Annotated in this window: 9 protein-coding genes; 1 reads left to right on the top strand and 8 read right to left on the bottom strand. The window is 44.0% G+C overall.

Annotation, left to right across the window (positions count from 1 at the left end; genetic code table 11):
• Positions 1 to 56 precede the first annotated feature (56 nt).
• The 8 genes from AC58VC_RS16120 to AC58VC_RS16085 all read right to left on the bottom strand — a co-directional run bounded on the left by AC58VC_RS16120 (position 57) and on the right by AC58VC_RS16085 (position 10,618).
• Positions 57 to 1,235 carry a Gfo/Idh/MocA family protein gene (locus AC58VC_RS16120; protein WP_497369738.1) on the bottom strand — a complete coding sequence of 393 codons (1,179 nt, stop codon included), beginning with the start codon at positions 1,233 to 1,235 and terminating at the stop codon, positions 57 to 59.
• A 57-nt stretch (positions 1,236 to 1,292) separates the two neighbouring features.
• Positions 1,293 to 2,162, bottom strand: coding sequence for a carbohydrate ABC transporter permease (locus tag AC58VC_RS16115; protein ID WP_497369737.1), 870 nt, complete (start codon positions 2,160 to 2,162; stop codon positions 1,293 to 1,295).
• A 1-nt stretch (position 2,163) separates the two neighbouring features.
• The gene (locus AC58VC_RS16110; protein ID WP_497369736.1) at positions 2,164 to 3,021 is read right to left on the bottom strand and encodes an ABC transporter permease; all 858 of its coding nucleotides are present in this window, start codon (positions 3,019 to 3,021) and stop codon (positions 2,164 to 2,166) included.
• A 200-nt stretch (positions 3,022 to 3,221) separates the two neighbouring features.
• Positions 3,222 to 5,039 (bottom strand): sensor histidine kinase, encoded by a 1,818-nt coding sequence (locus AC58VC_RS16105; protein ID WP_497369735.1) that lies wholly within the window; start codon positions 5,037 to 5,039, stop codon positions 3,222 to 3,224.
• Complete coding sequence (locus AC58VC_RS16100; RefSeq protein WP_497369734.1) at positions 5,036 to 6,049, bottom strand: response regulator transcription factor; 1,014 nt, start codon at positions 6,047 to 6,049, stop codon at positions 5,036 to 5,038. The genes AC58VC_RS16105 and AC58VC_RS16100 overlap by 4 nt, the downstream gene beginning before the upstream one ends.
• A gap of 185 nt (positions 6,050 to 6,234) precedes the next feature.
• Positions 6,235 to 7,788 (bottom strand): extracellular solute-binding protein, encoded by a 1,554-nt coding sequence (locus AC58VC_RS16095; RefSeq protein ID WP_497369733.1) that lies wholly within the window; start codon positions 7,786 to 7,788, stop codon positions 6,235 to 6,237.
• Between the two features lie 288 nt (positions 7,789 to 8,076).
• Positions 8,077 to 9,933, bottom strand: a complete 1,857-nt coding sequence (locus AC58VC_RS16090) for a sensor histidine kinase (RefSeq protein ID WP_497369732.1) — start codon at positions 9,931 to 9,933, stop codon at positions 8,077 to 8,079.
• Complete coding sequence (locus AC58VC_RS16085) at positions 9,860 to 10,618, bottom strand: response regulator transcription factor (protein ID WP_497369731.1); 759 nt, start codon at positions 10,616 to 10,618, stop codon at positions 9,860 to 9,862. The genes AC58VC_RS16090 and AC58VC_RS16085 overlap by 74 nt, the downstream gene beginning before the upstream one ends.
• Before the next feature lie 223 nt (positions 10,619 to 10,841).
• On the opposite strand from AC58VC_RS16085, the gene AC58VC_RS16080 reads away from it, so the two are divergent.
• Positions 10,842 to 12,200 carry an ABC transporter substrate-binding protein gene (locus AC58VC_RS16080; protein ID WP_497369730.1) on the top strand — a complete coding sequence of 453 codons (1,359 nt, stop codon included), beginning with the start codon at positions 10,842 to 10,844 and terminating at the stop codon, positions 12,198 to 12,200.

Raw genomic sequence — 12,200 nt, 5'->3', positions numbered from 1 at the left:
AGTACATTCAGCAACCGAATACATTAATCAATCTTATGATTTCCAATTCAATCCTATCATTCTATGAATTCGACTCTCTTGCCAGTTTCCGCGGAAAGATAAGCCGAATAAATCACTTCTATTACATCGCGTGCCAGCTTGCCGTCGGAAATGGGCTGCCTATCCTCTGCAATACTCTCCATGAAGTCTTGCATTTCTTGTGGATAACCGCGCATCCAATCTTCATCAAAGCTGGCAAAATTCCAACCCGCGCGTGTCTCCAGCTTCTCCGCTATGAACTCATCACCAAATACATGGTTGTCTGGCGCATAAACCAATAGAGCATCATTAGGTGTCATATTGCATTTGATCACAGCATTGGAGGTATAGATATCCAACATATTTCTAATACCACCTAGAGCTGCAAATGAGGCAATAACAACAGCCTTCGTGCCATCCGTAAAGGTCATAATCACACTGGCCCACGACTCCACGTTTTCATAGTCTGATACCAACCATTGCTTGGAATCTGCTGAAGAAGCTTCTATTTTAGCAAGCGGTGCTATATCGGCTATCACCGATTGAACGCGAATAGGTTTGCCGCTCTTTAGTGTACCTTCAACTTGTTTCAAATGAATAGCTGCTGCTATAGGATGGGCCCCTAGGGTGATCAATGCCCCACCCCCTGCTGTTTGCAATCTTTTCGATGCTTGAGCATGGGACCCGCTGTGGCTTTGTTCGGCTCGGATATCCAGAATGGACCCTTGCGACTTTTGTAAGAATCGCTTGGCTTTTACGACAGAAGGCGCATAAATCCAGTTCTCGGCATACATGAATTTGACCTTGTTTTCTTCGGCTGCCTGCAAGATATCATTAGCTGACATTAACGCCTCTTTCAGCGCTGCGGCAGCATACGAAGGCTCTTTAGCTTCATCGGGAGATCCAAAAAAACCGGTCATCGGTTTCTCGCAGATGATGTGTTTCTTCGCTTGGGCAGCTTCGATAGCGATCTGTGCATGTAAAAGATTCGGAACGCATAAATCAACGACATCAATTTCTTCATCCTCTAACAATGCTTGATACGTGTCATACACAACAGGAATACCGTGGTTATTGGCGAAAGCTCTCGCTCTTTCCAGGTTATTGCCTGCGACTGCTTTTATAAACACCTCGATTCCGGTAACCTTCCTCAAAGCCTCAACATGGAAGGAAGCGGAAAATCCGGATCCGATAATACCAAGTGTAATCTTCTTCAATAGGTTTGACTCCTCACTAATATCTTTCATTCTGGAGATGATTCCTCATCCTGTGATTTAACCCTTCACAGAGCCGAGGAGCGCCCCTTGGTTGAAGTATTTCTGCAAAAAGGGGTACACAACAAGCAGCGGAACTGCGGTAAAGATAACGGCCGCCATTCGAACCGCAGGACTGAATTCAATTCCGCTTTCGGTTACCTCCTGACTGCCATCCGATACGTTCAGCATTTGACGCAGAAACACTTGCAGAGGCAATTTGGACCCGTCATTCAAATACAAAATCGCATTAAAAAAGGTGTTCCAATATTCCACAGCGTAAAAAAGGGAGAAGGTTGCAATGACCGGCAAAGAAAGCGGAAGCACGATGCGCCAGAGCAAGCCGAATTCGGAGCAACCATCGATCCGGGCGGATTCTTCAATTTCGGCAGGGAAGCTTTGGAAGAAGCTGCGTATCACAATCAAGTTAAAAGGGATAATTGCCCCAGTAAGAAACAAGGACCAATAACTGTTTAATAAATGAAGGTTCATTACTAACAAATACATGGGAATAATGCCCCCGCTGAATAACAAAGTAAACAGCACCATGAAATTCAACAGGCCTCGACCTTTTAGCCATGACTTGGATAATCCATAGGCCATTAGCGTTGTCACCAGCATGCTGAAGACAGTCCCCACTGTCGTGATGGTTACTGAACTGCGGAAGGCTTGAATAAAGTTTTGGTTATCGATCAAATAAGCATAGGAATCTAAGGTCCACTCTCTGGGAAAAAGGAAAAATCCACGGGTGACAATTTCTTGCTTACTTGCAAAGGACATCATAATGATATAAATGACCGGGAAAATTTCGGCGCATAAGATTAGAATCAGCAAGCTATATACGATAGTTTGATATACAGGGGCTTTACCTCGAAAGTTATAAGTATTCATCTTAATATACTCCCTCCTCACCCATTTTTTTGGCCATTCGGTTGGTGAATACGATTAAGACTAGGCCAATGACCGACTTGAACAATCCAACGGCTGTTGTAAAGCTATATTGTCCCTGAAGGATCCCCTCGCGGTACACATACGTATCAAAAACGTCAGAAACATTGAGGTTTAATGGATTTTGCATGAGCAGAATATGTTCAAACCCGGTATTCATGACATAACCCACTCGGAGAATAAATAAGATAATGATAATTGGCCTCAATGCAGGCAGAGTAATGTGCCACAATTGTCTCCAGCGGGAGGCACCATCCACGACAGACGCTTCATATAAAGTCGGATCAATAGCGGCAAGTGCGGCGAAGAAGATAACTGCGCTCCACCCCGTCTCCTTCCAGATGTTCTGAAACAAATAAAGAGAACGAAAGTACTCGGAATTTGTTAACAGCTCAAACCTAGGAAACCCCCACTCTACCAATAGCTTATTGACGCCGCCTTCTTGCGTTGAAAACAAAATAAAAGTTATGCTAATGACAATGACCCAAGAGAGAAAATGGGGAATGTAAACAATGGTCTGAAGACTTTTACGAAACCAAGCTAAACGTATTTCATTTAGCAAAATAGCCAGAACTATCGGTGCCGGGAAAAAGAAAAATAAATTCACCGCGCTGAGCGCCAATGTATTCCACATCAGTACAAAGAAACCCGGGGACTTGAACAGTCTTTCAAAATGTTCGAAGCCCACCCATTGGCTTTGCCAAAATCCTAGAAATGGATCATAATCCTTAAATGCTAGGACGATCCCTGCCATGGGAATATACTTAAAGATCAAAAAAAACAAAAAACCAGGTAAAATCATTAAATAAAGAGGAATGCCTCTCTTCCAAGACTGAAGGAGATTCTTCTTATTTAACAAAAATATGGTTTGTGATTTACTTTCTGAGCTATCTGAATCCATATCATGACTTCCCTTCTCTTAAGCTTATTGGATAGGATAAGTATAATAAAATGGGGCTTGAAAGGGATGATCATATCTTATGATTACCATATCAATCTTCTTCATTTAGGCACATCCGTGATAATAGGCACCCGTAGGGATACCACCGCTCCTCTGCCTGCAAATGAAGTCAGCGTGACGCCGTATTGATTTCCATACTTTAATACAAGCCTGGCATGAACATTGGAGATGCCAAGTGAGTCCAATTGTCCATAATTGTCATCGACATTGGCAGAGATTTGCTCCAGCTGTTCATTAATTCGCAGCAGGACCTCCTCATCTATCCCCGGCCCGTTATCCGCTACTTCAATGACGAGGTCAGAGCCCTCGTCATAGGCACTGACAATGACAACGCCTTCTCCTCCATTAGGCTCAATCGCATATTTCACCGCATTCTCAACGATCGGCTGCAAAATGAATTTAACTACCCGATGCTGCAGAAATTTATCATTGAAATAACATTGACTTTTAAAATGCTTCGGAAACCTCGTGTGTATAATTTCTAAATATTTGCGCAGCTGTCCGAGCTCGTCCTCCAGCTTGACTTCCATCTCTGTAATCTTGGCTGTATATCGGTACACGTCCGCTAAATTACGCGCCATTCGTTCGATGACGGGAACCTTCTCAAGATAAGCCATACTTTTAATGATCCCCAGCGTATTATAGAGCAGATGAGGATTGATCTGATTCTGGAGTGCCTTGATGCCAGCCTCCTTCTGCATGAGCTGTGATTTCATTTCCTTTACCTGTAAACCTGTATTGGTAATAACCAGTTGATCCAGTCTCTTGACCATATTGTTGAAGCTGTGAAATAGCTGCTGCAGCTCATCTTGTCCGGTAATCGATTCCGTCTGAACCGTTAGATCTCCTTTGGCCACCTGTCTCATTAACCTTTGCAAGGTCAGAATCGGTTTAATGAACCGATTGGTTACCCAGGGGACAATAAGGATAACGAGAATCGTAATCAGCAGAAGCACGATCAGCATAGAAATGCGGGCCGTACTGAGGCCAACCGCTACCTCTTCAAAGGGTACCATGGAAACGATCCGCCAGCCTGTTACATCAGAGCGGGAACAGGCAATTAAATAATCATGTCCCTGATAGCGCTGCTTAGTTGCCAATTGATTATCCGGAATTCGCAGAGAAGCAAGAGCCGTCTTCTCAATCGGCAATCCATTCCACTCCTCATTGGGGTGGTAAACGATCGTATTTTCTTCGGATACGATAAAAAAGGTTCCCGAGCTTCCCAGTTTGGAGCTTTGGAAGGATCGGTCAATTTCTTGCAAAGAGACATCCACCACAAGCCTTCCGATCACTTCTATGGTGTTCTTATCGAATATAGGAAGGAATATGGACACAACGGGTCTTCCGTTCGCAATTTCATATTTGGCAATATGCGTGGGAAATATCTCCAAGTTATTGGAGAGAGGCTTGCCATACCAGGGCTCATTTGATAAACGATCCAGTTTCGCAAATGATTGAGCCATGGAAACTACAGGATTGGATTTGGAGATAAGAAACATCCCCTGAGTTTCCGAGTAATTAATGGCAAGGTAACTCCTCAATTCTTTTTCGACATCTTGCAAATCTACATTGGTATAGTTCGGGTTTGTCAGCCACTTCTGGATACGGTCACTAGCGATGAGCGAATGCGTAGACTGCTGAAGCTGCTTAAAATAATAATCCAAATGGTAGTTTAAGCGTGTGGTTGCTTCGTCGGAAATGTTCTTATACTCTTTCTCCACAGCATTACTGTAGATATAATAGGAGAATCCGCCCAGCATTAATACCGAGAAAACACTCACACTTAAAAAAGCAAGCACCATTTTCACTTTTATTGAAATTTTCCAGCGTGAGATATAACGGCTTAATGTACTCATAATCCCAGATTCTTTCTATATTCCACCGGTGTGATCTTCACGATCTGTTTAAAGATTCGATTGAAATACGGCAGCGAGGTGTAGCCCACCATATCGGCTATCTCGTAAATTTTCAAGTCGGGCTCCTGCAGCAGCTCCTTCGCCTTCTGTAGACGAACTTGATTTAGATAGTTTAGACAAGTTTGTCCCGTTGTTTTCTTAAATAACATGCTAAAGTAAGAAACGCTCATATACGACATCCCTGCCAGACGTGCAAGCGTGAAATTCTCATAATAATGCGCATCCAAGTAGTCACAAACTTTCTGAATCGAAACTTTTAATGGTTGGAACTCATATTTAGGAGAAGCAAGCAGCCACACATCCATCAAACTCGTAAAATGCTTGCGGATGCCTTGTTCGTTCTCTTCTGTGAAAGGGATCGAGCAGTACTGCGGAATAATGGAATGAAACAAGTCGTTAAGCTTTGAATTGAGGATACTCAGTAGACTCTTGGCCATGCTAGGTGATAGCACCATTAGCTTCAGGATATAATCAAGTAAGGAGTAAAGCCCTTGAAGCAGCGCTTGCTGCTTCAGCTCGGGCAGAGATTCGATAAACTGTTGAATGAATAAAACACCTTCGTGAACCTCAGTCATGCTTTCCAAACGCTTCATCGATCTCAATAAAGCACTGTTCAGTTCTTCTTCATCCACAGGCTTCAGCAAATATTCATTAATGCCATAAAGCATCGCTTGCTTAGCATACTGGAAATTATCGTAACCGCTTACAACTATAACAGCGACAGGTAAATTCAATTGATGGATTTGCTCGATTAGCCAAAGTCCTGTTTTTTTCGGCATCATAATATCGGTAATCACAATACTAGGCCAATGCTCGTTGATAAAGTTCCATGCCTCTTCGCCATTACTTGCCTCTCCTGCAACATTAAATGTCGGATTCAGCTTTTCAACCATTTCCACGACAGCATCACGAATCCAGAGTTCATCCTCTGCTACTAATACTTGAAACATATGTTTCCCTCCCTATCTAAAAACAAGGGGTGATCATCAAACCCTTATTCATAAACTTTAACACGAATAAACGGGGACAACCAAGAATAAGAAAACTTTTATCGAGGCCTTTCACAGATCATATAAAAAGGGATCACCCGGCAAAAATCGCTTGGTGATCCCTTACTCAGATCCATCATTCTGCCTTATTTCATCGTTTTATAAACCGTGTTCATTTCTTCAATAATCTTGTCTCCACCATTCTTTTTCCAATCCTCTATCGCCTTATCAATGCTCTCTGCCTGTGTTTCGCCAACAATATATTTCACCATTTCACTCATCAATTTTTGAGAAAGCGAAGTGCCTACTTTGGCAGCAGTCTCTGAATAAATGCCGACTCCTTTATTAATGTTCGTATATTTAGCATTTTCATCAAAGATTGCATTTATCTTTTTCGCATAGGCCGGGTCATCCCATAGACGGTAGGTGGTTAACGGATTAGCTTTACGGAAGAACCAGAAGCCAATTATGAAAGGACGGTTCTTATCAAACTGTTCCAGCTTCTCGTATTTATTATCCGCTGTCTTTTTATAATCAATGCCTTCAATACCGTTCTTATTTAATATATCCCCTTCATCTGTGGCCAAATAATCCAAAATCGCAAGGATGCGTTCTTGTTTGTTTTTATCAATCTTGGAATTAATAACGACTTTGTTGGAAGAGGATCCCGTGCCAACACCTTGAAGACCTGTAGGACCTTTGGGCGGTGCACCCGTCATCCATTGGGCATTCGGTGCAACCTTCTTGATATTCAACTCAGAACCGGAAGAACCTTCAGCATAAATAGCTGTTGCAACCAGTTGATGGATACCCAATTTGTTGGCTTCAGCTTTTACACTCGGATCATTATTCTTATTTACGGCAAAATCTTTATCCAAAATGCCCTCAGCGTATGCCTTTCTCAAATAGCCTAAGAAATCCTTCAATTCTTTGTTCTGCGACTCCCAAGGAACCAAGGCGCCGTTATCGTCTTTCCAGCCGTTGGCTAATCCAAAGGCGTATTTCAAATAATCGATCATTCCGAAGGATGTGCCCCCACTAATAGCAAACGAGAATCCGATCGTATCGTCTTTGCCGTTACCGTCAGGATCATTTTTGGTAAACGCCTTGGCAACGTTATACAATTCGTCGGTGGTAGTCGGGTATTTCATGCCAAGCTTATCCAACCAATCTTTACGGATCACCAGTGTATCGCGTGTTTCTGGCGTGTAGACGGGTACACCAAATACTTTCCCATTCGGATTACCAATGCCAAACGAGTTTGGTGTCAACCCTTTTGTAATATTAGGATAATTGGCTAACAAAGGCTGTACATCCAGAAAAACACCCTTATCCCGCCATTTCAGGAAATTATTTAGATCAATAAAAAAGGCATCAGGAAATGAATTTGAAGCAGCTAATACCCCAAGCTTTTCATTGTAGGTATCCGCCGGAACCCATTGGAATTTCAGGTCCACATTGAATTTCTTATTCAATTCATCAATCATAGGATGCTTGTCAGGCCAACCTCCTCCTTCGTAGGTGATACTCATTAAATTAAGGCTCAGCTTGTCTTTGAATTTCTCAGCAGCCCCTGCTGATACTGCCGGTGCAGATGTAGATTTGTCACTTGGCGGTGTTGTTGAATTGGTTGATGAGCAACCAGCCATTAAACTAGCCGTGAGCGTTAATGCTGCGGTTGATTTTATCCATTTATTCATACCGATCCCCCTATAGTTAATAAACTATACTTCTCTTATAAAGTATCAGATTGATATCGCTTTTACATAATCCAATCCTCTGATTTCCTATCCAATCCTATTTAGTTTTAATCTGGGGAGTGAAAAGTTTCATAAAAAAAGCTTCTTATCGAAGCCCTTTCAGGTCGCAATTACCTGCCGCAAACAATTTGAAATAACACGCCTATTTCCTCTGTAAATAAAAAGAGGAGATGCCTCAAGGCAATCTCCTAAACTATTTAATAGGCAACTTATTTGCATTTTTAGGAATTATTGTGGAAAGATCAACGTGATCGCCGTGCCCTTCCCCTCCTTGCTGCGAACACGCATCCACTTCCCTGCGCCGTAATGAAGCATAAGCCTTTTGCTTGTATTAAAAAGTCCAAGATGCTTGCCTTGCATCGTATCTGAGTTGAATGACTCACAGATTTGCCCAAGCCGCTCACGCGATATACCCGGTCCGTTATCGATAATGGTAACATGCAAGCTTCCGCCATTCATTCGGCACTTGATCTTAACAGCCAGCCGATCTTGTGCGGCGAGCCCGATATGTATGCTGTTCTCGACCAGTGGCTGCATACTGATTTTCACGACACGGCAAACTTTCATCTCCGCATTCGTATCCCAAATCACCTTCAAGCGATCAGAGAATCGTGCTTTTTGCAGTTGTACATAGCCTCTTACATTGGCAAGCTCATCCTCCAGCGTTACCGCATCATCCGTTCCGCGCAGCGCATATTCCAATAGGTCGCTCAGCTGTTCGATCATGACACAGGCATCATTCGGTGAACGCGTCAAGTTGAAGGCCTTCCAATAAATCGAATGCAGCGTATTGGACATAAAATGAGGGTTCATTTGGGACTGAAGCGCTTTAAGCTCCAGCAACTCCATCTTCGCCTGCCGCTCGGAAAGCTGGATACGCAAATACTTCTGCTCTAGAAACGTATCGAGAATGTTCTTGACGATCAGCTCGTACACGTCCTGAATTCTTTCCGGCATGGCAGGGACGGTATCCTCATGGCTGTCGGCATGCTCCAGCACATGCACGATTTGTGAGACCTGGCGGTAATTTTTCCTTGTGATCCATAATGCATATATCATACTTAGCAGCAATGAGAACACGGATAGTGCCAAGGTGATGTACACAATCATCCGTGGAAGGCTGTACAGCGCTTTCATCGGTATAACAGATACTGCAATCCACGCCAGGCGCCGGGATTGCTTCATGGTGACTAAAGCGCCGTCAAGAGAAAATCGAAGCAACTGCCCCTTCGTTAACTGCTCCGCCGCCGGCAGCGGTATGCTGCCTCCGAAGCTGTCGGAGGTGATTAGCGGAGCGCCACTTTGGTCTGCGATATATGAATAACTGCCCTGCCAATCGTTAAATAAATTCAGCGATTTTGCGAAATAGGAAGGCAGAAGATTCATCACAATGAGACCGCGAGGATGCCCGTTCACATCCAGGTCGCCGAATGGCTTATACACGGTTAGCACCTGCGTGGTCCCGCTAGGATCGGAACTGGTTAACAGCTCGCGGGGCTGAGTAATCAATTCCTCATCAGCCTTCAATGCTTCCGATTGATAGAAGGAGTACCAGCTCGTATCAAGTGTCGAATCCACCTGTGCAATGCCGTCACGCGAGCTTAAAAACCGTCCTTGCGAATTTTCATAATAAATATAGATGGAATGAATATAGGATTTGGAATTGGCCGGGACATCAATGACATTGCGCAAATAAAACAGCGCTTCCACTTCTTCAAAGGAATAGGAAGTCGTATTCAATATATTCTTCAACCGGATTTTAATTTTCGGGTCCTTGTCAAAGGAGAGGCTTAAGGAATCAAGCTCAGCCGGTATGACCTCCGTGAGCTGATGGATCTGATTAAGCCGGTTTTCACTGTTCTGCTCAACAGAGCCGCGGATGTACCAAACCGTAATGAAGATAGACAAGGAACCTAATATGGTCAGAGGGATGAGCGATAGCACGATAACTCTTCTCAGGTTTTCGATGAAAAATTTTCGCGCAAGCGTCGCATAGCTCTGTTTGACATATTTAATGCTCGTGCTTGAACTGCCCGGGCGTTTTCCCGTAATACTGCTTAAAAGCGCGTATAAAATTTTTCGCATTTGCATATCCCACCATTTCGCTGACTTCAAGCGCTTTCCAACGATGCTCCCGCAAAAGCTCGGCCGCTTTTTTCATTCGAACAGCGAGTACATAATCTGAAAACTTGTGACCGGTAAGCTTTCGAAAATACGAGCTCACATAGCTAGGATTCATATGCACAAACTGTGCCACATCCTCCAGCGTTACGTTGCGGTATTCGGCTTCGATATAGTGAAGCATGCGTTGAATCACAGGATGATGTGGGGATTGTGCGTTCGCTTCCACCTGCAACGATAAGTCAGAGTTAGATTCACCTGCTCTTCCCTTTTGTTCATCCAACTCCTGCCTAAGCTGCATGAGAACATCATGCAAATTTTGAAATTTAGCCGGCTTCATCATGTAGTGCCGCACCCCGTAACTAATGGCCTGCCGCGCCAACTCAAAGTCCCTCAGCCCGCTCAGCAAAATGACCTGTACGGGCAGTTTGCGTTCATGAATTTCCCTCGCCAGATCGATCCCGTTCATGACAGGCATCTTGATGTCGCAAAGTATGGCATCTAGCTCATGTTGGAGCAAATATTTAAGCGCTTCCATGCCGTTTCCAAGCTGTGCCACAATCTCAAATCCGGCATTCTCCCATGGAAAACAGCTGCAAAGCGTGTCCCGAGTCATCGTTTCATCGTCAACAAATGCTAATTTGTACATGATCGATCCTCCCCTTATTTATTATAGCCTTTCATGAATAGTAAAAGGAATGCGCTTATTAATTGGCACAATATAAGCGAACAATCTAAAGATAAGATACCTAATCCAAAATAAACGGGCAATGAATCAACCATGTTCCAAAATGAAACCCCTTTTTGTGAAAACGGATTCATGTTAACTTGGGGTTGTGCCAGAAATTTACTATAAGACAGGGGGAAATACTTTGTTTAACCGAAACCTATATAATCTGTCCAAAATGTTTGTTGTATTGCTTAGCATCCTCTGCATTCTATCCGCTTGCAGCCTAGGCTCCAACCAAGACTCCGCTGCTCCCAGCGCTTCCACCGGAAGCGGATCGGGTGAGGCAGCAAGTAACAACAAACCCGTTACGCTCCGCTTTGCTTGGTGGGGTAACGACTCCAGGCATAAAGCAACGCTCGCTGCCATCGACACATATATGAAGCAGCATCCGAATGTAAAAATCGAAGCCGAATATATGGGCTTCGACGGATTTAACAAAAAGCTCGCCACTCAATTCGCCGGCAAAACCGCTCCGGACTTATTCCAATTCACTTATGAATGGTCCGTAGATTTGAGCGACTTCATGTTGGATTTGAACTCCGTCAGCAACCTGATTGATATGAAACAAATTCCGGATTCCGCTTTGAAGGATTACGGTGCCTACAAGGGCAAGCAAATTATGGTCCCGTCCGGCATGTTCGCGGCAACTACCATTTTAAACGAGGATTTTATGCAGAAGCATGGAATTCCCGCCGACACTGCATGGACCTGGGATAAGCTTATCGAAGAAGGCAAAAAGGTCCATGAACAAGATAAAGATGCCTACCTGTTAACTGCTGATATCGACGTTGTTAACAAGCTGATCCTACAGCCGTACATCATGCAAAAAACAGGCAAGGGCTGGGTGAATGACGACTTTACTCCTGGCTTCGATAAGGTTCAGTTAACTGACGGTCTTACCTACTTGTCCAATCTATATAAGAGCGGCGCGATTGAGCCGTTCGGCGACAGTACCGCATTCGTCGGTAAGATGGAGCAAAATCCGAAATGGGTGAAAGGTCAAATCGGTCTTCTGCTTGACTACGTTCAAGCGATCGACAAGTATAAGCAAGCTGTTCCTAATGCCAAAATCGGTGTCAGTGCCTTCCCAGAGAATCTAGGTGCCGTTCAATCGGGTAACGCCACCGTTGCAGGCACAGGTTTTTCCATCTCCCAGGACTCGCCTAACAAAGAGGAAGCAGCCAAATTTATTAATTACCTGACCAATGACAAAGAAGCTGCATTGCTTCTGACCACACAGCGCGGTATTCCTGCTTCAACAGTGGCACGCAAAGCGCTTGAGGAATCCGGCAAGCTGGACGCTAACATTTCCAAAGGACTGGAACTCGCTTCTGCCAAGAAGACGATTTCACCAAACGTAATCAGCACGAATGCAGAGCTTGCTCAGGAAGTGAAAGATTCCATCCAAAAGCTGATCTACAACCAGCTCACGCCGGAACAAGCAGCTAACGAAATTTACGAAGGCTTTACCTCCAAGCTCCAAGAAATGAAAGCAAAATAA

The sequence above is a fragment of the Paenibacillus sp. J22R67 genome, assembly GCF_059692175.1.
This window is presented reverse-complemented; position numbering and strand designations above follow the sequence as displayed.

What these genes read in the sequence shown, in the direction of transcription:
- AC58VC_RS16115 (WP_497369737.1), bottom strand. Translation starts at nt 2,162, where the DNA reads ATGAATACTTATAACTTTCGAGGTAAAGCCCCTGTATATCAAACTATC.
- AC58VC_RS16110 (WP_497369736.1), bottom strand. Translation starts at nt 3,021, where the DNA reads ATGATTTTACCTGGTTTTTTGTTTTTTTTGATCTTTAAGTATATTCCC.
- AC58VC_RS16105 (WP_497369735.1), bottom strand. Translation starts at nt 5,039, where the DNA reads ATGAGTACATTAAGCCGTTATATCTCACGCTGGAAAATTTCAATAAAA.
- AC58VC_RS16100 (WP_497369734.1), bottom strand. Translation starts at nt 6,049, where the DNA reads ATGTTTCAAGTATTAGTAGCAGAGGATGAACTCTGGATTCGTGATGCT.
- AC58VC_RS16095 (WP_497369733.1), bottom strand. Translation starts at nt 7,788, where the DNA reads ATGAATAAATGGATAAAATCAACCGCAGCATTAACGCTCACGGCTAGT.
- AC58VC_RS16090 (WP_497369732.1), bottom strand. Translation starts at nt 9,933, where the DNA reads ATGCGAAAAATTTTATACGCGCTTTTAAGCAGTATTACGGGAAAACGC.
- AC58VC_RS16085 (WP_497369731.1), bottom strand. Translation starts at nt 10,618, where the DNA reads ATGTACAAATTAGCATTTGTTGACGATGAAACGATGACTCGGGACACG.